This is a genomic window from Janthinobacterium sp. MP5059B (assembly GCF_001758645.1).
Taxonomy (GTDB): Bacteria; Pseudomonadota; Gammaproteobacteria; order Burkholderiales; family Burkholderiaceae_D; genus Janthinobacterium; species Janthinobacterium lividum.
In genome coordinates this window covers 52,965-73,681 of record NZ_LRHX01000009.1, presented here as the reverse complement: position 1 = coordinate 73,681, position 20,717 = coordinate 52,965, and the positions used below count along the sequence as shown (strand labels likewise).

Genomic DNA, 20,717 nt, shown 5'->3' with positions numbered 1-20,717 from the left:
CGTGGTCCCGTATGGTCTCGGGGCCGTCAGCCCATTTCCACCAAAAACTCATGCATGCCCGTATGCGCCAGTTGCGCACACGCTGGCGCAAAGTGTGGCAACTGCCCCCACAGCAACGGGTTGCCGACGATGTACACGTAATGCTGCGCGCGCGTCAGGGCCACGTTGAGCAGGTTCGGCGTGGCCGCCGCCCACTGCGCGGCACCTACCGTGCTGTCATCGGCGCCGAGGACCAGCATCACCACGCTTTGTTCCTTGCCCTGGAAGGTGTGCACGGTGCCCACCATCTGGCTGCTCCACTGGCGCAATTCGCGCGCCGTCGGCGCTTTGCCGTAGCCGAGGCGGCGGTCCCAGTCCATGTCGACGATGCGCGAACGCAATTCGTTGCGTACGGCCTTGAACGGCGTAATCACATACATGTCGGGCAGCTTGCCGTCGCGGCGGTACAGTTTCAGCAGCACTTCCAGCACGAAGTCGAGCTGCACGGGCACAACCTGCTTGTAGCTGACGGCGCCGACGGCGTCGATCCAGCGGCTGGGGCCCCGCGTAAGTCCCCGCGCGCCATCCGGCGGCGTGCGTTCGCTCAAGCCGTAGACCATCTTGTCCTCGTAGGCGATGCTGTTGGCCAGTGAAAACATCGGCTCCACGCAGCGGCGGTGCACGCGCAGGGGGCTGCCGATCCACAAGGGTTTTTCGCCGTTGGCGCCGACCACGGCGCCGTAGCGGTTGGCCTTGTCGGCCAGGGTCTGCACGGAAACGGAGGTTGGCGCATAGCTGCCATCGCGCGTGTGCGGCGACAGGGCGGACAAGGTTTGCACCAGGCGGCCCGGCACCGTGAAGACGGGTTCGATCTGCAGCGGGTCGCCCACGACGACGGCGCGCTTGGCGCGCCACAGGCTGCCCAGCGCCGTTTGCGGTGGTGCTTGGCCCGCTTCATCGATGAACAGCCAGCCCAGCGATTCGGGGCCCATGCCCTGGAACTGGCGCGCGAACGAGGCAAACGTGGTCGACACGACGGGTACGACCATGAACAGGCTGTGCCAGACCATGGCGATGTGCGACTGGTCGTAGGCGCGCTTGTTTTTCAGCAATTTCGACACGGCCAGCAAGTTGCCGCCAAAGCCGGGGCCACCCTTTTTTGCCACCTCGGCCAGCCACGCTTCATGCAGGGCCAGGGCCTTGGCGAACAGGCGCGAGCGCAGGCGCGCCAGGGCCGGTTCATGCCACAGGCCGCCAATTTGCAGGGCGTCACCGTCCAGCTCGTCCAGGGTCGCCGGCGCGATGATGGTGGGGAAACGCATGCGCGCGCGGCGCAGCAGTTCCGTGCTGTCATCCCATTCGCGCTGGCGTGATTGCGCCGTGCGCAGCGCGATGTGCAGGCTGTTGCGGGCGCGCTCGCAGCGCGGCTCCAGTTCGCCTTTCAGCAGCAGCTTGATGGCGGACACGTCGCGCGCGGCCTGGCGCTGCGCTTCCGCGTTGGCGACGACGGCATCCTTGAAGGCGCGCGCCGGCGCCGTGCGGAACAGCCGGGCAAAGAAGCCCGGCTGCGTCAGCGCCACCAGGCGTTCTTCTTCCAGCAATTCCTTCTTGCTGGCGAGCAATGTGTCCTGCTGTGCCAGCGCGGCGGCCAGGGCGCCATTCGCCGCGTCCATCTCTTGCTCGGCAGCAATCAGCGCTTGCTGGCTGGCCTGCATGAAGTCTGCTTCCGTGCAAGTGCCCACGGCTTGCCACAGGGCCGCGTATTGGGCGTGTTCGGCCAGGGCCTTTTCCACCACGTGTTCCGTCTCGCGGAACTCGCGCGCCGCCTGGGCGAAGCTGACGCCCTGGTAGCTGGCCAGCCACTGGCGGATATTTTGCACATTCGGCGTCTTGCGCGCCGTGCTCTTGTCCCAGTCGTCGTCATAGAAATTGCTGACGAAGCGGCGGCGGTTCGCGCTGTTTCCCAGCGCACAGGACATCAAGCCCCATGGCGCTTCCGCCTCGCCCAAGGCGCGGTTGGCGCCATTGCCATCGGCCACGACCCGGCGCGCCACGCTTTCAAAATAGCGCGTGCGCGCCCATTCCTTGCCCAGCTGCTTCGGTTTAGGGAGGTCGCCGGAAATGTTTTCCACCGCCGCGTTATTCGACGAAGCGACGACCATTTCAAAGCCCGTCAGTTCCGGACGCAAGCGGGCGATGGTAATCGGGTCGCGCACGCCTTCGAAGGCCACTGCCACCTTGCCGATGAAGGCGTCGCCGGCGCGGTCCAGACAGGACAGCACGCTGGCGCGGCGCACGATGTTGTCGGCGAACAATTCGCGCAGCAAGGTTGTCTTGCCCGTGCCCGGCGGGCCGTTGACGGAAAAGATGCCCCGCTCGTTCAAGCCCGTGCGCGCGCCGTGGATGGCGAACTGCTGCATCAGGCTCATGGCGTAGCTGGCGTCTTCCAGCCAGTGTCCCCGGTTCATATTGGCCGGATTGAGCATGGCGGCCAGCGCCTGGCGTCCGGCCGGGCTGTACAGGTCGATGCGTTCATCCTGCGCCAGTGGCGTCAGGTAGGCGGCCACGGTGGCCGGCAGCTTGCCGCCACGCAAGGCGCGGATGATTTGCTCCAGGTCGTCGAGGTAAAAACTGTTGAGGATATCGATCGATGGTTCCACCGCGTCGCCAAAGTCCAGGCTGCGGTTCTGGCTGGACTCCAGCGCATCGGCTTCCGTCACGGCGGCGCGTTTTTTGCGCGTGCGCAATTCCAGCACGGCCAGCGGCTGGCCTGCCGACGGGTGGAAGCCGGCCCAGTCGCGCAGCAGGTCGGCCAGGGCCGCGATTTCCATGCCGGACAGGGGCGACGAGACATTGCCTGCCTCGTCCGTCACTTGCTGCGGCGCGCGGCTTGCCGCGAAGTTGCGCAAGCTGTCCTGCAGCGCCAGCTGGCTGTCGCTGAAGGCATCCAGGTTCAGGCCGGACCAGTCCGGCGTGCGGGCGCGGCCCAGGGCCCACGGCAAGGTCGAGACGGACACGGGGTCGAATTGCGGCTCGCCCAGCGCATTGAGGTTCAGGCGGGCAAAGCACGAGCGTCCCAGCAGTTCTGTTTTTTCTGTTTCGGCAATGTTTTCCGGGCCATTGGCCGGCGGACAGGCCTTGTTGATTTCGGCCTTGTCGAACACGCCGAGGAACAGCGAGAAGCCGTCGATCTCGCGGTCGGACGGCACTTGCCATTGCGTGGCGAACTGCAGCGGCAATTGCGCCAGCTGTTCGCGGTGCAGGAGGCGCACGGTGGACTGGTCTTCAACGTCCGTGATTTGATTCAGGTCAAACGGGATAAAGAATTCGATCTTGTGCCAATACTCCAGGATAGCCAGGAGGCGCTGCTGTTCTGCCTGATTCATGATGACCAATATTTTGTAAAGCGAGCGAGGATTGTAAAGCGTATGCGCGGTGCACGTTTTGCACTTTTGCCTATTGCGCGGGCTTTGCCGCAAAAAAAGTGGTGATTGCGGACGAAAAAAAGCCAGGCAGCAACTTCCTGCCTGGCTTTCCCGTGGGGAGGACGTTGCTATTGGTTAAAACTCTTCCCATTCGCTCTCGGCGGCAGCATTGCTGCGGCGTGCCGGCGCGGCCGCGACAGCCTTGCGCGCGGGTGCGGGCTTGGCGGCGGGGCGTGCGATGGCGGGCGCTGCCGGTGCGGCGCGCACAGGCGCCAGCTTGGGTGCGCTGGCGACATGGTTGCCGGTTTTAAAGAAACCCACCACGTGCGCCAGTTCGCCCGCCTGCTCTTGCATGCTTTGCGAAGCGGCCGCTGCTTCTTCCACCAGGGCCGCGTTTTGCTGCGTCACTTCATCCATCTGGGCAATGGCCATGTTGATTTGCTCGATGCCGATGGTCTGCTCGTGCGTGGCGGAAGTAATCTCTCCCATGATGTCGGTCACGCGCACGATGCTGTCGACGATGTCGCCCATGGTCTGGCCCGCTTCATTGACGAGGCGCGAACCCGTGTCCACGTTGGCGACGGACGCGGCGATCAATTCCTTGATTTCTTTCGCTGCGCCAGCGGATCTTTGGGCAAGATTACGCACTTCCGTTGCCACAACGGCGAAGCCACGGCCCTGCTCACCCGCGCGCGCCGCTTCCACGGCCGCATTCAAGGCCAGGATATTCGTCTGGAAGGCGATGCCGTCGATGACGCCGATGATGTCGACGATCTTCTTCGACGACTCGTTGATGGTGCCCATGGTGTCGACCACTTGCGAGACGATGCTGCCGCCGCGCACGGCCACTTCCGACGCGCTTTTCGCCAGCTGGTTGGCCTGGCGCGCATTGTCCGCGTTCTGCTTCACGGTCGAGGTCAGCTCTTCCATGGCCGACGCCGTTTCTTCCAGCGAACTGGCTTGCTCTTCTGTGCGGGACGACAGGTCGAGGTTGCCGGCGGCAATTTCGCTCGATGCCGTGGAGATCGCATCCGTGCCGTTGCGCACTTGCGCCACCACGCCCAACAGGCTGTCGTTCATGGCTTTCAGGGCGCCCAGCAGGCGGCCCGTTTCATCGCTGGAATTGACGACGATGTGCGACGACAAGTCGCCCGAGGCCACGGTTTCGGCCACGCCCACGGCTGCATTGATGGGGCGGGTGATCGAGCGCGTGATGATCCAGGCAACAAAAGCGCCCAGCAGCACGGCCACGCTGCCCAGGGCAATCATGGAGGCGCGCGCGCTGGCGCTCAGCGTCTCGGCATCCGTCGCCGCCTGCGCCGCCTGCTCGCCTTCATACGCGACCAGGCTGTCGAGCGCGCCCAGCACGCGCTTCAGGCTCGGTGCCGCCTGCTGCGTCAAGAAGGCGATCGCTTCTTCCGTCTGGCCCGCATTGCGCAGCTCGATGACCTTGTTGTTCAGCGGCGCGCCCGATTTCAGTGCAGCGTCCAGCTCGGCCATCAGTGCCGTTTCCTTGTCCGTCGAGATTTTCTTTTGCAAGGTTTCCTTGGCGGCACCATATTTCTTGCGCGCTTCGCCAATCTTTGCCAGTTCCGCCTGCACCAGCGCTTCCGTCGGCGCCACCACGATGCTCGTGATCGCCAGCGTAATGTTGCGCACGTTGTCGCTCATGGTATTGGCGGCCGCCATCTTGACGTTCTTGTCGGCCACGATGTCGTGCGTGCGCGCGCTCAGTTGCCCCATGGAATACAGGCCGACGAGCAAGACGGCTACTAGCAGGCCGAGAACGACAGCAAACCCGATCCCGAGCCTTGTGCCGATTTTGAATTGTGTGAGTGACATGATTGCTTTCGTATTGCGGAAGTGAGGGAAAACGTCGGACAAGCCAGGGCTACGGGTTTATACGTAAGGGCGGCCAGCCTGTAATTGTTCCTCAAAATTCCGCACTGCAATACAAAAACTTGTATCAAGTCCGCGAAAAGTTTAAAAATTGGTAGCAAATTAAATAAGTTGTCGTGTGGAAACAACGAGCGCGGCGCCGGACGCGGACTCAGCTTTCCGGAAACACGCGGGTGGCCAGGAAGTCGATGAAGGCGCGCAATTTCGGCGTCAGGTGGCGGCTGCTGGGCCACAGGATGCGAAAGGCGCCGTCGTGCTGGCGGTGCGCGTCCAGTACGGAGTGAGCCAGCTGCCCACCTGCGGCAGCCTGACGCGCAGGCATCCTCGGGGTGCGCTCTTGCTGCTGGATAATTCCTGCTCGGCCGCTTTGATCTCTCCCAGGAGGCGCCGGCAGCGTGCGAGAGACACGGTTCCCTCGTTCGTCATTGTGACGGAACTGTGGCAAGCCGTGTATGCGGCAAAGGAAATGCCATGACTCTGCCGCATCCCATTGTCTTTCTTGCGCTGGCCTTGATCTTGTTCAAGGCATGGCGCTACCGCCCGTCGTCAGTCGGCAATATGGTTGGGGATGCGAAATAGGAGATCCGTGTCGCCGATGTCCACGCCCGCTTGCGACAGCAGGGTGCTGGCCTGGCCCCGGTGGTGCGTCTGGTGGTTGAAGAAATGCATGAGCAGGCTGAAAAACTCGCGCCGGTTCGGGCCCTTGCTGTTGCGGTAGTCGAGCAAATAGTCGAGGTCGGCTTCCGTGATCGAGGCGGTCCAGTCGATGATGAGCTGGTCCAGCCATTGCCGGTGCGCGTGCATGGCGGCAAAATCGTCGGCCGCGAACAGCGGGTGCGTGAGCGAGGCGGGCGGGGTGATGGCGCGGATGGGGTCGAGCAGGGGAAAGCCGGCCGGGTGCTTCGCATAGCGCTGTAGCCACAGCGTGTCGCCCACCATCACGTGGTTCAGGGTGGCCAGCAGGGAGCCGAAAAAGGCGCCCCGCTCGCGCTGCAGCTCGCCGGGTGGCAGGCTGGCCGCCGCCGCGTACACCTTGGCATTCATCCACTGGTTGTAATCGGCCATCAGGAAAATGTGGGCGCAACGGCTCATGGTGATGAATGTTCTATATCAGACGGATTTCAAAAACGCGCGTATGCCGGCCAGCAGCATTTCAATGGCCATCGCCGTCAGGATCAAGCCCATCAGGCGTTCAAACGCCGTCATGACTCTTGGACCCAGGGCCCGTTGCAAGCGTTCGGCGCACAGGAAGACGGCCAGCCAGACGGCGGCCACGGCCGTCAGCCCCGCCACATGGGCAATGACTTCGTTCATTTCATGCGAGGAAAACAGCAGCACGGTGGCCAGCGCCGACGGGCCGGCCAGCGCGGGGATGGCCAGCGGCACGATGAACGGTTCACCGCCCATCTCGTGGTCGCTATTGCCGGCGTTGGGCTGCGGAAAGACCATGCGCATGGCGATCAGGAACAGGATCACGCCGCCGCCGATGCGCAGCGCCACTTCCGACAATTGCAAGGCGTTCAGGAAATGGCGGCCGAAGAACATAAACAGCAGCAAGATGCCGAAGGCGATCAGGCATTCGCGCACCACGACTTTCCAGCGCCGCTCGATGGGCACCCGTTTCAGGGCATTGACGAACAGGGAAACGTTGCCGAACGGATCGGTCACGAGCAAGAGCAGGATAAATGTCTGGAAAAAATTCTGTGTCATGGTGATGTGATTGAGGTCAACACCGCTGCCAGGATGGGCGCGGTGCGATAAGGCTTGCGATGATAACAAGAGCGGCGGCTATCGCCCATGATTATTGATGCATAGCAGCATTTTTTTTACGCAGCGATGACTTTTGCCTGGTAAAACGCGCTGGGCGTGGTGCCGAAATGCTTCTTGAACATGGCCGTGAAGGCACTCTGGCTCGTATAGCCATTGTCCATGGCCACGTCGATGACCTTGCTGCCGTGCGCCAATTGTTCCAGCGCCCGCAGCAGGCGCGCCTGCTGGCGCCACTGGCCAAAGCGCATGCCTGTCTGTTTCTGGAACAGCCGGTGCAGGCTGCGCTCGGTGATCGCCAGTTCCTGCGCCCAGTGCGCCACCGTCTGCTGTTCGCCCGGCTGCGCCATCAGCCGCGCGCAGATGCCGCGCAGGCGCGCATCGGCAGGCAGCGGCAGATACAGGGGCAGCACGGGCAGGCTGTCGAGCTCGTGCAACAGCAATTGCAACAGATGCCAGTCGCGGCTGCCTTCCGTGAAATCGGGTGCGATGTCGACGGCCGCCACGATCAATTGCCGCAGCAGGGGGCTGATGTCGAGCACGCAGCTGTGGCGCGGCAGCAGCGGTGAGCTGGCGCAGTCGATGAAGACGGTGCGCATTTTCACCGCGCCGCTCATGCGTACCTGGTGCGCGATGCCGGGCTGCAGCCACACGCCGCGCGTGGGCGGCACCACCCAGCGCCCGCCTTGGGCCTCGATGGTCATCACGCCCTCGATGGCATACAGCAATTGTGCATGTGTGTGGCGGTGCACGGAAATCACGTGGCCATGCGCATAGTCGACGGCCAGCGCCATGGCGCGCGCCGTGACGGGCAGCAATTCCTGAAAGGCGGGCGAGGTGCAATCCATGAAAATGATGTCAGTTTTGCGATAGGTCCAGACATTTTAGCGCGAGAAGGCGCGGCGCACCTGCGGCATGATGGTTTCCCGCAACTATTCCTGGAGCTTCGCATGCCTGTGCGCGCCTATCTGTATCCGTTTCTGGCCATGCTGCTGTGGGCCGGCAATGTCGTCGTTTCGAAGCTGGCCGCGTCCAGCATCGCCCCCACCGCCATCACTTTTTACCGCCTGGTGCTGGTCTTGCTGGTGATGACGCCGTTTATCGCCCGCCCCCTGTGGCGCAACCGCGCCGCCATCCGCCGCCAGTGGTGGCAGCTGGCCCTGTGTGGCGTGATGTCGATGGCGCTGTTCCAGAGCCTGTCCTACCGCGCCGCCGAATCGACGACGGCGACGAATATGGCCATCGTCACGGCGCTGGCGCCGCTGATGACGGCCTTGCTCAGCGTGCTGATGCTGGGCGAGCGGTTGACGGTCGGCATGGCGGCCGGCGGCGTGCTGTCGTTTGGCGGCTTGCTGTACCTGGTGGGGCGCGGCGACGTGCTGGCCTTGCTGCATCAAGGCGTGCATGCGGGCGATGCGCTGATGCTGCTGGCTTGCCTGAGTTTTGCCCTGTATGGCGTGCTGCTGCGCCGCTGGCGTTTGTCCATTCCCGCCTGGCAAGCCATTTATTGCCAGGCCTTGGCAGCCCTGGCGTGCATGCTGCCGCTGTTCCTGCTGCTGCCGGCCGGCAGCGCCAGGCTGGACGCTACGACCTTGCCGCTGATCGGCTATGCCGGCATCGGTTCGTCCATCGTGCTGTCCTACCTGTGGATTGAAGGGGTAAAACTGCTGGGACCGAACCGCTGCAGCATTTACGTCAACCTGCTGCCCCTGCTGACGGCCTTGCTGGCCATCGTCTGGCTGCACGAAAGCATGCATGTGTACCACCTGGTCGGCGGCGGCATCTCGCTGCTGGGCGTGCTGCTGGCGCAGACGGTGCAGCGGCCCCTGTGGCGCCAGCGTCCTGGCGTGTCCGGTCTTGCCTGAACAGCCATGCATAATGGCGGTTTTCAGGCAGTGGAGTTGGCATGCGGCAAACATTTTGGATCAGCACGATGGCGGCGCTGCTGGCGCTGGGCACCTTGGCGCCGGTGCAGGCGGCAGTCCGGTTCTACGAGGGTAAACCGATGGCCACCGCCAGCGTTGTCGAGCGCCGCGATGGCGGCGTGGTGCTGGCCTTCCTGCGGGAAAATGGCGAAGTCAACGGCTACTATTGCCAGTGCAACGGGGATAGCGAGAAGCGCATGAACCTGGACAAGTATGGCAAGGCCAGCATCGCGGCCGTGTTCCAGCTTGACCTCGACAGCGAAGGTGAAACCACGTTCGTGCTCAGCCGCAGCAGCGATAAGCTCTTTGGCTTGCATGCCTACCGCTACGAGCGCAGCGGCGGCAGGATGTTCAAGGTGGCCACCCTGCAGCCGACCCTGGACGCCATCGTGCGCGGCGCGAAAACCATGGACGAGGCGCGGGTGCGCGCCGCGCTGGCCCGCTTGCAGCTGATCGACTACAGCATCGCGTACGCACCCACGGGCGTGGCCGAGTTCGACGCCATCGAGCATGGCCACGGCACCCTGGTCGGCTATTTCAATATCGATGGCGAGTTATTGCCCGGCAAGCCGACGGACGCCCCGGCATTTGCCTATAAAAAAACCTTCCAGGAAAAGGATGGCCATTTCCTCACGGTCACCTATCTGCTGGGCAAGGGCTGGGAAGGCGGGCGCGCGCCCAGCTATCACGTCAAATGGATCACCTGGGAAACGCAGCCGCAGCGCTTTGCCGCCAGCCAGGATGGGCTGCTCATCGAATACGACGTGAATTGCTGCACGGGCAACGTGTATGCCCGTGGCCGGTATGCGCAAGGCAAGCGCACTGGGCAGTGGCACTATGAAGAGCCGCTCACCATCCGCTCGGTTGGCGCGTTTGTCGACGACAAGGCCGAAGGGCCGTGGACGTATGAAAGCGGCGAGGAAACGACAACGGGCATGATGCAGCGGGGCCAGCGCACGGGCCGCTGGGAAGTGAACCCGGGCGTGGACGAATGGCGCGACGAGGGCAAGGGCAATTACGAGGGTTTCGATACCTACGTCAAAGACAGGTTGGACGGCCCCAGCGAGCGCCGTATTGGTACGCTGGTGCACTGGCAGGGCAACTATGTGAATGGCAAGAAGCAGGGCCAGTGGATCGAGCCGGGCGGTGGCGGTCTGTATGTTGATGACATCAAGCAGGGGCCGTGGAAGAAGGCGACGCCGGATGGCGGCTGGCAAGTGCTGACCATGCGCGATGGCGAACCGGAAGGCAAGCTGGAACAATATGCGGCCGGTGGCCAGCTGGAACTGGTCGAACATTACCGCTTTGGCGAGCTCGAGGGCCCGATGGAGAGTTTTTATCCGGATGGCAAGCGGCGTTACCAGGGCGCGTTTGCCAACGGCAAGCGCGATGGGGCGGAAACCCTGTTTTATCCCGATGGCGAAGTGCCGCAATTTCACCGTAGTTGGCACAAGGGCGTGCTGCATGGCGTCAATATCGAGAATTTCCAGAACGGCAAACCAAAGCGGATAGGCGCCTACAACATGGGCATGAAAACGGGCCGGTTCCAGTATTTCCGCGACGATGGCCAGCTCATCGAAGAAACCATGTATTAACTTGTTAGCTAGCATAAATGGCATTCCCACGCGACCTTGCACGGCAGCGGAATGCCAGTTCTGCGCAAAAAACATCATCCGCTTGTTACAAAGCGTGAAAATCAATACTGGATGTTGCTACTAGTAAACTTTCCCTGTATCTTGCAGTCAGGAAATTAAAAGTACAGGAAACCTCGACCTCGTTGCCCTGTATTGCACTCCTGACGATATGCGCGGGCCGCCTTCCCCCCTGCCGCCTTACACGCCATATCGATCTGTCCTGAACAATTCACGTGACCCGCCCATCTGGCGCTTGTTGCTATCCCGTTTGGTGAGCGCAGGCATGGTTACGCCCCTACCAAGGAAACTGCATGCTGTCGAATATAACAATAAAAATGCGCCTGATTGCCACCATGAGTGTGCTGGGCTTGCTGATCGCCGTATTGGGCGTCATGAGTATCATCAGCCTGAAATCGGCCAACCACAACCTCAACGAGGTCTACAGCAATCAGCTGGTATCGACGCAAGCCATCGGCGAGTCGCAGATTCTGCTGGGCCGCGCCCGTTTCACGATGGACCGCGTGATGGTGCATCCCGATGCGGCCGACGCCAAGGATATCCTGGCCCGTGCGGAACAATTCATGGAAGCCTCCAACAAGTCCTGGAAGGTGTACCTGGCCTTGCCGCAAAGCACGGACGAAAAGCGCCTGTCCGACGACATGGACAAGAAACGCAGCGATTACATGAGCAACGGCTTGCTGGTCATGAGCAAGGCTTTGCGTGAAGGCAACGTCGCTCAAGCGGACGGTTTGATGATGACGGGGCTGACGCCGCTGTACCGCACCCTGGACCAGGCAGCCGAAACATTGACGCAATACCAGGCCACGTCGGCTGCCGCGATGTATGCGACCAGCCAGTCCAGTTACCGCACCCAGGTGGCCATGGCCATCGGCGGTATGATCGTCGGCGCCTTGCTGACGATTATTTCCAGCATCTTGCTGCTGCGCGCCATCTTCGGCCCGCTGGACCAGGCCCTGCGCCATTTCGGCGCCATTTCCGACGGCAACCTGGCCAATGACATCGTCATCACGCGCAACGACGAGATGGGCGCCTTGCTGACGGGCTTGCAGAAAATGCAGGAACGCCTGTCGAACACCGTGCGCGGCGTGCGCGACGGCAGCGGCGCCATCGCCACGGCCAGCAATGAAATCGCTTCGGGCAACCTGGATCTGTCGAGCCGCACGGAGCAGCAAGCGTCGAGCCTGGAAGAAACAGCTTCCTCGCTGGAAGAGCTGACCTCGACCGTCAAGCAGAATTCCGACAATGCGCGCCAGGCAAACCAGCTGGCCGTGTCCGCATCGGACGTGGCCGTCAAGGGTGGTGCACTGGTGGCGCAAGTGGTCGATACCATGGGCACCATCAGCGAATCGTCGAAAAAGATTGCCGACATCATCGGCGTGATCGATGGCATCGCCTTTCAGACGAACATCCTGGCCTTGAATGCGGCCGTGGAAGCGGCGCGTGCCGGCGAACAGGGCCGTGGCTTTGCCGTCGTCGCCACGGAAGTGCGTAACCTGGCGCACCGCTCGGCCAGCGCCGCCAAGGACATCAAGATGCTGATCGAAGCGTCGGTACAGAACGTGGGCGCCGGTAGCGAACTGGTCAGCCAGACGGGCACGACGATGGACGAGATCGTGGCCAGCATCCGCCGCGTGACGGACATCATGGGCGAAATCAGCGCCGCCGGCCGCGAGCAGGAACTGGGCATCGGCCAGATCAATCAAGCCGTGGCGGAAATGGATACCGTGACGCAACAGAATGCGGCGCTGGTGGAAGAAGCGGCAGCCGCTTCGGAATCCATGCAGGAGCAGGCGGCCGCGCTGGCCGAGATGGTCAGCATTTTTAAACTCGACGCCAACCATAGCGGTCCGGCAGCGGCCAAGCCTGCCTTGCGCAAGCCTGTCGTGGCCGCCGCCAGCACGGCCTTGAAACGCCCGGCGCTGCGCCTGGCGCCGGCCCGCGCCGCTGCTGCACCTGTCGCTGCCGCAAAACCGCGTCCCGCCAAGCCTGCTGCCGACAACAGCGGCGAGTGGGAAGAGTTCTAAGTTACTGCGCTGGCAGGGTGGCCTTGCTGCCCTGTTCCTGCAAGCGCGCCGCCTCGGCCAGGGCCTGGGCGCGCGCTTCTTCCGCCGCCTGTTCCGCTTTCTCATGCGCATCATGGCGCGCCTGCAAGGCCGCCCTGGCACGCACGAAGACGATCTTGATGGCCGCCATCACGGGCACGGACAGGAAGATGCCGACCACGCCACCCAGCTGGTCGCCTGCCAGCAAGCCGACGATCACCATCAGCGGGCTTACTTCAACGCCTTCGCTCATCAAGTATGGGTTGACCACGTAATCCTGGAACAAACGGTAGGCGGCAATAAAGCCGATCAACCAGAACACGTGCTCGAAGCCGCTGAAACCGGCCACGACCACGGCGATGACGGCCGCCGCCAGCGGGCCGGCAAACGGGATGAATTCCAGCAAGGCGGCCGCGCCGGCCAGCAGCAGGCTGTACGGCACGCCCATCAGGGAAAAGGCGATGCTGTAGGACACAAAAGTGGCGATCGACAACAGCAGCAGGGCGCGCACATAGCGCGACAGCAAGATGTCGAGGTCATCGATGATGGCGCCCCAGAGTTTCTTGTTCGGGCGGTTCAGCAAGGAGAGCAAGCCGTCGCGCATGTCCGGCCCTTCCTTGATCAGCAAAAAGCTCAGCACGGGCACCAGCACCAGATAGATCAGGTTGCTGGCCGCATGCATGACGGTCAAGCCCAGTTCTTTCGCCAGCGGCATGGCTTGTCCCGTCCCGCTGCTCAGCTGTGTCTGCATGAACGACAGCAGGCGCGCGCGCAACGGTTCCATGAATTCCGGCAAAGGAATGCGCTCGGCAAAATTATTCCCCTTGAGCAAGGTCGGCAATTGATCGCTGAGCTTGATCGCCTCTTCCTCGATCCGCGCCCCGAAGATCGACCCCAGCACCGCCACCAGCAAGATCACCACCAGGAAGACGATGCCGATACTGGCCGTGCGCGGCAGGCGCTTCGGCCCATAACGCTCCAGCAGCCCGATCAGCGGATACACGAGGTAGCTGAAGAACACCGCGAACACCACCACGATCAGGGTCGACGACACCTTGTACGTGATGAATAACAAAAAAGCGACGAGAAAAGCCGTCCACACCATCTTGGCGACGCGCAAGTTAAAACCGAACATATGAATTCCTTAGGGCAGGATGCTACGCAAGCGTGGCTGGCTTGAAGGACAGGGTGGGCAAGGCAGGGATCGGGCCGCGCCGCACGGCCGGAAATCATACCGCAAAATGCCAAAATGCCATGCCCTTGTGCGGAATGGCAATGTTTTCCCTGTCTGTTTCCGCTTATTTTGTCCGCCAGCTGGCTACGGTAATGAAGACGCCGTTTTCCTTGTCCGGCTCGCGCAAGGTCACCGTGTAGCGGCCGCTCGTATCGCTGCCCGTGAACACGACCTTCTCCTCATGCCCCTTCACTTGCGCGCCCTTGGCCAGTTTGGCATAGGTGTTGAGCACCCAATGGAAATCGGCATAGCTGCGCAGGGTGATGCTGGCATCGGGCATGGGCTCGTCGCCGGCCTCGGCCGCTTCCGTGGGTGTGCGCATGGGCAAACCCGCCAGGCCCCCCGGCGCGATGAGTTTGCCGCCGCTGGAACTGCTGTTGAGTTCCGCATTCGGCAGCAGCAGGTGCAGCAAGCTGGCGGGAAAGCCGGGCGGCACGTCGCGCTGTTCCCAGCCGGGCTGGCCGGGGCGGGTCGTGATGTATTCCACCACAGCAATGCTTTGCCGCTGTTCCGGCGCAGCCTGTGCCAGCATAGTCGGCAACTGCCGCGCCCAGACCAGCAGCGGCGCGGCCATCTCGTCCTCCGCGCCGGGCGGCAGGAACAGCGTCAGCACGGCATGCGTGGATGGCAGGCAGGCGGGCGCGGCGTCGCCGATGGCGGCCTGGCAATGGCCGTTGACAAGGCCCAGCGCCAACAGCTTGCGTTGCGGATCGAACAGCATGGCGGCGCGCCATGCACCGTCGGTGCTGGCATCGATGGAGGCCAGCACCGAGCGCCCGTCGGGCAGCATGGTGCGCGTGATGTCATCGAGTGAATGCATGCTGTCGAGCACCTGGCGCGCGATCAGGGTATCGCCCTGCGTATAGCTGCCGCGCGCATAGCCGAGCAGTTTCAAGACGTCGGCGCGGATCTCGGGATGCGCGCTCAGGCGCAGCAGCGGCGATGGGACAGGCACGGTGGCGGCCACGAAGGCGGCATCCTCGGCAGGAATGGCTTGCGCCATGCTGGACAGCGGCAGGCACAGGGTGGCGCACAGCGACAGCATGCGAAAAGTGATGTTTCCTCGGGTGTTCAATGGCTATCCTTGTCGAGACGCCATGCCGGACGGCTTGCGGGCATGCGCGGGCAGCGATCTTAGCATTTCAGGAATAAATCGCTTTCTGCTAAGCTTGGCTATTGAATCACTGTTCTCGCTGCCATGGCCCAGATTACTATTTCCTGCAGTATCCCTGTCGACGATGCGGCAGTGACCGAGTTCCTGCACAAATATCTGGGCCGCTCGCGCGTCGGCTCGGCCAAACTGTTGCGTATGGGAGAGACGGGCTGTTTTTATACCTGTCCCTTGTTTCTGGATGACCACGCCAAGGTGAGCCGTTTGATCCGCCGCATGCTGGCGTTCTTTGAGAGCAAGGACATCCCCTTGACGATCCTCAAGATCGGGGCCCAGGACAGCTGGTACGAGGTAGATCCCGAGCAGCGCGATCCCTGGAAGATTTCCCCGCAAGCCTTGCTGGCGCTGCTCGATGCCAAGCAGGACGCCAATGCCTAGGCGGCGTTGAGCACGTAGCGGTTCTTGCCGTTTTTCTTGGCCTGGTACAAGGATTCATCGGCGCGCCGGTAGCTGTGCGACAAGTCCGTTTCCTTGATCAGTTCCGCGATGCCGATGCTGACGGACACCTTGCGTTCCGGCACAAAGGCCGCTTCGACGGCATCGACCAGTTGCGCGGCAAAGGCGCAGGCCGCGTTCTTTTCGCCCAGGTAAATGACGGCGAACTCCTCGCCGCCCAGGCGGCCGCACAGGTGCTCGCCCGCTAGCCCACCGATGACCTCGGCGATCTTTTTCAGCACCTCGTCGCCCACGTCATGGCCATACACATCGTTGATTTGCTTGAAGTCGTCGATGTCGATCATCAGGAAATACGCAGGCGTGCGCGCCGTGCGCTGCAAGGTGCGGGCGCTTTGCGTGAACATGCGTCGGTTGTTGAGCCCGGTCAAGCCATCCTTGTAGGCCATCGTCGCCAGTTCGCGCTGGGCGCGGTAGTTGTGGATGCGCAAGACGAGAAAATAGATATTTAGCGCCAGGCCGATGATCACGCTGATGGTGACGGCCAGCACGGGCCAATGCTGATCGGCCTGGTCCGCATGCACGGGAAACTGCCCCAGCCCCAGGATGGCCCACACGCACAGCGACACGCCCAGGTAGTACGCGATGCCGCTGAAGATGGGCGCCGTCGTCAGGGTGATCATCACGCCCAGCGGCAATACCCAGAAAGCGGGATCGTCCGTACCCAGCATCAGCACGCGAAAGCTGAAAGCGATGAACAGCACGCTGATGGTGCCGCTGACGATGATCGCTTGCAGCGACTTCGCATACCTGGTCAGCACCAGCCCGACCACCATGCCCGTCACGCCCAGCGCCGCCTGCGCATGGTCGAACGTGGCGCGCGGCAAGGTCAGGCTGAACGTGACCAGCCAGCAAGCCAGGCCAAACGTCAGGATCGCTATCGAAATGAAATGCAGTTCCTTGAAAAAGCGCTGCTGCTGCTCCCGTTCTCCTGAAAAGAACAGGTAATAGAAGGCAGGAGACAGGCTGCGCGAAGTGAACATGACATTTGTCCAGGCAGACAACACGCCTTGCGGCAGGAGCGCCTCCCGGAAACGGCAGGCGGCATGGCGCGCGCACAAAATTAGTTGCGCTCAGGAACTAGTGTACTGGTTTCTTGGGGGCAGTGGGGATAGTGGCGAGGAAAACGGCTGACACTGTCCTGCCGCCGCTACAGTGGCATATGGCGGTGGCAGCGCGGGTCGTCACAGGTCGCGCGCCAGCACCTGGCCGATCAAGTCCTTGCCAAAGCTGTGATGCACCTCTTCCTCGACCAGTTGGAAGCCGGCCTTGTCGTAGATGCGGCGCGCATCGGTGAGGATGCTGTTGGTCCACAACACCATTTTCGTATAGCCGACCTGGCGGCTGAAGCGCAGGCACTCGTCGACCAGGCGGCTGCCGATGCCCAGGCCGCGTGCGCTTGGATCGACATACAGCAAGCGCAGCTTGGCCGTCGTGTCGTCCTGGCGCACGATGAAGACCGAACCGATCACCTTGCCGTCCTTCTCGGCGATCCAGCAGCGCTCACGGGCCGGGTCGAATTCCTGCACGAACTTGGCGAGGATCTCGGCGACGAGTGCCTCGTATTCATTGTTCCAGCCATATTCCTGCGTATACAGCACGGCTTGCCGGTGGATGATCCAGCCCATGTCACCCGGCTGCGGATTGCGCAGGATATAAGCGGGCGATGGTTCCCCCAGCAAACCCTGGATGTGCTCCATGGCAGCGACCAGCTCCTGCTGCGCCGTCGGCGGCAAACGTTCCAGCATGGCGGCCACTTCGCGCCGCGAGGCGTCGACCAGGGGGGCGAGGGTGCGCTGTCCCTGCTCGGTCAGCTGCAATTGCGCCGCGCGCGCATCCGTGGGCGAGCGCGTCTTGGCGATCAGCCCCTGCTTTTCGAACCCGGCAATGACCCGGCTCAGATAGCCCGCATTCAAGCCCAGCTCGCGGCACAAGTCTGCGCTGGTCAGTTGCTCACGATGCGCCAGTTCATACAGGATGCGCACCTCCGTCAGCGAAAACGCGCTGTCCAGCAAGTGTTCATGCAGCACGCCAATCTGGTGCGTATAGAAACGGTTGAAACGACGCACGATCTCCGTGCGCTCGCCGAGTTGATCCGCGTGCATATGCTATCTCCCATTTACTTGCTTATGGCAGATTATTGCTTGCTTTTAGCAAGTATGTCAATCTGGCGTCAGGTTTCTGGCGTGCATAAAAAATGCGGCCCTGAAGAGGGCCGCCTTAGCTGAACGGAAACCAGAGACTGTAGGATCTCAAAATAAATGAAAATTTAATCCTTATAAATCAATTGGTTAGTCAAATATTTTGAGAATTTCGCCGACGAGCGTCTCAAAATACATGAAATTTTCCTACGCCGACGCCAAAGCTAAGTGAGTACGCGTCAGCAATCAACCAAATATGGTCAGTATTGGGTAGTAGAAGTTCGCAAATTTTGGATTGAACCGAACCGCAAAATGTCCCGGCTGCTGTCGGGCGTCAGCATATGACAAGATGGGCCCTTTGAATCTGAATTCCTCGACAGCAAGTTCACTGTTGGAAAGACGCCAGAGTGCTCTTGCTATCGCCTTGTAGTGCACGGGGATTAGCGTTCCAACGAGCCGTGCAAAGCGTAATGTGTTGTTGGCAAAGAAGTTTGAGAAAATCAGTTAGATATGTTCACTCTATTTGAGTGGCGCGGAGCGCTGTGCGAAGCAGCAAGGCAAGGCCAGCAATACGCTGGATGCACTAAATTCTCGTCAACGCACCTAGCAAAATATACCTGTTTATTGATGCACGTTCCCTAGTAGCGAACGCCGCTCAAAAATTTCCGGAGCGGCGTTCGTTGCGCTCCATTATTGCTGGTCGGCAAGATGTGGCTTTTCTGATTTCCAGTTCGACACCGGGCAAGGTATTGCGATGAGCGTGAACAAAACAGATGTAAGAGAATACTAGTAATGAAGTGACGACCTGCCAGACTTATTGGTGTAATGTCCCCATACCTTCGTAAGAATTTGATGCGAGAATTCTCAATGTCCGGAAATTTCACTGAATGGATCGGGTTAGGCGAACCCACACCGCGTGACGTCGCTCGTCAGTACGTACCTTTTCAGTGGCCAGCATCTGGTCTGATGCAACTGGAGGACGCCGGCCAGCAGGTGACTGCTGATGCCGCTACAATATTGATGCGGCGAAGGTCGCATAGGCGACTCAGCCAAGCCAGCATGAAAGATCTGTCAGCGCTATTGAGTCTCTCTTGCAGAACCCTATCGTGGGGTAGCAACTCACTCGGTTTTTACACGACACTCAGGCCAGCTCCATCAGCAGGGGCGATACATCCCATACATTTGTTGGTCAGCTCGCCAGACGACGAACACTGGTTGCGCTATTTACCGGACCATCATTCTATGCAATGCCTTGATCGGTCAATACTCTCCCCCGATGAAGTGAGAATGCAGTTGAGAGATGTTTGTGAACCGTCTGATGCAACGATGCTTTTATTTGTAGGCGAGCCTGGGAAGACCGCAGCCAAATATGCAAATCCGTGTAGTCTTATCTGGAGAGATGCCGGCAATCTTCAGGGCTTCATAGCACTAGCTGCAGAGGTGCTATCACTTGGCTATTGCCAGCTGGGCATCACCGGCGAACAGTGGGCGCGCAAGTTAGACGAGCATGGGCATTTGGTCGGCGTCGGTGTTGGTTTGCTTGGAGTGCGATTGTAGTGGTTGTCGACGAGGCTCTTTGCGTTCGTGACCCGATTGTTCCATAGTTCGGCGCACCACGCTTGGGGAAGACATCATTTCCAGCCACATTACGGCATCAAGCTCTGATGCGCGCACACCAAGCCCTTTACTGAACGCGAGGAACTGCTGCTCTAGGGCGAGGTAATGACGTTCAACAGTAAGTGTACTGTCGAGGAATCCCGCTAGCGCCCCTGCGCGAAGGATATGGATGTCTAGGATGGCGACGTCATCAGCAGACAGCCAATTTCGAGCGATCCATGACGCCGTTTTAAACCCGATGCCAGGCAGTTCTACAAGCCAGTCTCTAAGACGCTTACCGGTTTCCACTGGAGCGGTAGATTCATCGATTCGAGCCAAGCTGCAGGCTAGGTACTTTGCCTTCTGCTGTGCAAATCGGTATCTAACGGGTTTGTTGTTGACCTCCAGCGGTTTCAAGAGGAGTTCACGGATCGTGATTTCATCTGTGAAACCCGATGAAAAAACCCCATACTCTTTCAGCCGTCGAAATGCGGCGAGCCCGACTTCGGCTGGAATACCGTGTCCGCCTAAGATGCATGCTCCAACTTCTTCTTGGAGTGTATTTCCAAGCTTGTAGTTAAGCTGGCGACCTGCAATTCGTCTCGCGATTACCTGATAAGCCCAGTATGCAGGGCTGGGAAATTCATCGATTGATCCCCAGGGAACACCTGCGACAACTTCGTTGTGAGGTTGAGGTAGCTCTATGCTGATCGTAGCGGAATCAAGAAATATGGTCCCTGTTTGCATCATTGCACCTCCCTTGGGTTCGCATAAGTGCTATTTATCCAGCGGAGCAATTCAGTTCTTTCGACAGCAGGCATCTGGGCAATTTTTTCTCGAAGACGCTCATTGCGACGCTTAATCGTTTGTCGTTCGCGGAAGCTTTTGCCCAAGTGAGTGGTGTCATGGAGGGTAGTCGCGGCAGGGAAATTCATCCAAACACTCTCGGTAGCCATGCCTGTGTGCGTCATTACGGCGAAACTCTCCTTTCGCCATGTGGCGAGTCGTGCTGCATAAAGTGGGTTGTCATATCCCGAAATCATCACCATACATGGAAGTGATGTAAGGAGATCGAGCAGGGCCACGTGATCCTCTTCTACGTAATCGCAGGTATAGACGCGAGCCCTGCGCCGGCTTGAAGGAATGTAGGGGGGATCAGCATAGATCAACTCCCTTCCGGAAAATGGAAAGGTACGCAAGTACGTTAACGCGTCAGCATGTACTAGCTCGTAGGTCTCTGGAAGTTGTGTCTGCCAGGCCGCGACGACTTTTTTATCAAGTTCGATACCAATGTTGCGCGCCGCAAGTTTCTTGTTTCGCAGCACTGCTCCGCCACCCAGATGCGATTCGATATAAATTTCGTGAGGTGGCATCAGATTGATGATCTGTTGATAGCACTTGCCTTTTCCGCCCGGATATTTCATCGTCAG

The 20,717-nt window shown here is 60.7% G+C and carries 16 protein-coding genes; 4 read left to right on the top strand and 12 right to left on the bottom strand.

Annotated elements, in window-relative coordinates:
• Positions 1–26 precede the first annotated feature (26 nt).
• The 6 genes from JAB1_RS12235 to JAB1_RS12215 form a co-directional block, all read right to left on the bottom strand.
• Positions 27–3,365, bottom strand: coding sequence for an AAA domain-containing protein (locus JAB1_RS12235; protein ID WP_254672070.1), 3,339 nt, complete (start codon positions 3,363–3,365; stop codon positions 27–29).
• Positions 3,366–3,539: 174 nt separating this feature from the next.
• Positions 3,540–5,246, bottom strand: a complete 1,707-nt coding sequence (locus JAB1_RS12230; RefSeq protein WP_070280113.1) for a methyl-accepting chemotaxis protein — start codon at positions 5,244–5,246, stop codon at positions 3,540–3,542.
• A 208-nt stretch (positions 5,247–5,454) separates the two neighbouring features.
• Positions 5,455–5,625, bottom strand: a complete 171-nt coding sequence (locus JAB1_RS29885) for a hypothetical protein (RefSeq protein ID WP_175445054.1) — start codon at positions 5,623–5,625, stop codon at positions 5,455–5,457.
• A gap of 224 nt (positions 5,626–5,849) precedes the next feature.
• Entirely contained in the window at positions 5,850–6,395 is a 546-nt protein-coding gene (locus JAB1_RS12225) for a DinB family protein (protein ID WP_070280112.1), read from the bottom strand.
• A gap of 18 nt (positions 6,396–6,413) precedes the next feature.
• On the bottom strand, positions 6,414–7,013 hold the full coding sequence (locus JAB1_RS12220; RefSeq protein ID WP_070280111.1) for a MarC family protein: 600 nt from the start codon (positions 7,011–7,013) through the stop codon (positions 6,414–6,416).
• Positions 7,014–7,129: 116 nt separating this feature from the next.
• Positions 7,130–7,918 (bottom strand): helix-turn-helix transcriptional regulator, encoded by a 789-nt coding sequence (locus tag JAB1_RS12215; protein WP_092613323.1) that lies wholly within the window; start codon positions 7,916–7,918, stop codon positions 7,130–7,132.
• 102 nt (positions 7,919–8,020) lie between these two features.
• Between JAB1_RS12215 and JAB1_RS12210 the strand changes: the two genes are divergently transcribed.
• The 3 genes from JAB1_RS12210 (at position 8,021) to JAB1_RS12200 (ending at position 12,674) form a co-directional block, all read left to right on the top strand.
• The gene (locus JAB1_RS12210) at positions 8,021–8,935 is read left to right on the top strand and encodes a DMT family transporter (RefSeq protein ID WP_070280110.1); all 915 of its coding nucleotides are present in this window, start codon (positions 8,021–8,023) and stop codon (positions 8,933–8,935) included.
• A gap of 41 nt (positions 8,936–8,976) precedes the next feature.
• Positions 8,977–10,590, top strand: a complete 1,614-nt coding sequence (locus JAB1_RS12205) for a hypothetical protein (protein WP_070280109.1) — start codon at positions 8,977–8,979, stop codon at positions 10,588–10,590.
• 350 nt (positions 10,591–10,940) lie between these two features.
• On the top strand, positions 10,941–12,674 hold the full coding sequence (locus tag JAB1_RS12200; protein ID WP_070280108.1) for a methyl-accepting chemotaxis protein: 1,734 nt from the start codon (positions 10,941–10,943) through the stop codon (positions 12,672–12,674).
• 1 nt (position 12,675) lies between these two features.
• Here the strand turns inward: JAB1_RS12200 and JAB1_RS12195 are convergent, their stop codons facing one another.
• Together JAB1_RS12195 and JAB1_RS12190 are read right to left on the bottom strand one after the other, a co-directional pair.
• Entirely contained in the window at positions 12,676–13,827 is a 1,152-nt protein-coding gene (locus tag JAB1_RS12195; protein ID WP_070280107.1) for an AI-2E family transporter, read from the bottom strand.
• 163 nt (positions 13,828–13,990) lie between these two features.
• Complete coding sequence (locus JAB1_RS12190; protein WP_139144536.1) at positions 13,991–15,001, bottom strand: hypothetical protein; 1,011 nt, start codon at positions 14,999–15,001, stop codon at positions 13,991–13,993.
• A gap of 123 nt (positions 15,002–15,124) precedes the next feature.
• Here JAB1_RS12190 and JAB1_RS12185 point away from each other — a divergent pair, with 123 nt between their 5' ends.
• The gene (locus JAB1_RS12185; RefSeq protein ID WP_070280105.1) at positions 15,125–15,475 is read left to right on the top strand and encodes a hypothetical protein; all 351 of its coding nucleotides are present in this window, start codon (positions 15,125–15,127) and stop codon (positions 15,473–15,475) included.
• On the opposite strand, the gene JAB1_RS12180 is transcribed toward JAB1_RS12185, so the two are convergent.
• The 4 genes from JAB1_RS12180 to JAB1_RS12165 all read right to left on the bottom strand — a co-directional run bounded on the left by JAB1_RS12180 (position 15,472) and on the right by JAB1_RS12165 (position 20,711).
• Positions 15,472–16,533: a GGDEF domain-containing protein gene (locus JAB1_RS12180; protein ID WP_070280104.1), complete on the bottom strand. Its 1,062-nt coding sequence runs from the start codon at positions 16,531–16,533 to the stop codon at positions 15,472–15,474. The two genes, JAB1_RS12185 and JAB1_RS12180, sit on opposite strands and share 4 nt — an antisense overlap.
• A 201-nt stretch (positions 16,534–16,734) precedes the next feature.
• Positions 16,735–17,655: a helix-turn-helix domain-containing GNAT family N-acetyltransferase gene (locus JAB1_RS12175; RefSeq protein WP_070280103.1), complete on the bottom strand. Its 921-nt coding sequence runs from the start codon at positions 17,653–17,655 to the stop codon at positions 16,735–16,737.
• A 1,533-nt stretch (positions 17,656–19,188) separates the two neighbouring features.
• Positions 19,189–20,037 (bottom strand): 8-oxoguanine DNA glycosylase, encoded by an 849-nt coding sequence (locus JAB1_RS12170; RefSeq protein ID WP_070280102.1) that lies wholly within the window; start codon positions 20,035–20,037, stop codon positions 19,189–19,191.
• Complete coding sequence (locus JAB1_RS12165; RefSeq protein ID WP_070280101.1) at positions 20,034–20,711, bottom strand: DNA adenine methylase; 678 nt, start codon at positions 20,709–20,711, stop codon at positions 20,034–20,036. The genes JAB1_RS12170 and JAB1_RS12165 overlap by 4 nt, the downstream gene beginning before the upstream one ends.
• Between the last annotated feature and the right edge of the window lie 6 nt (positions 20,712–20,717).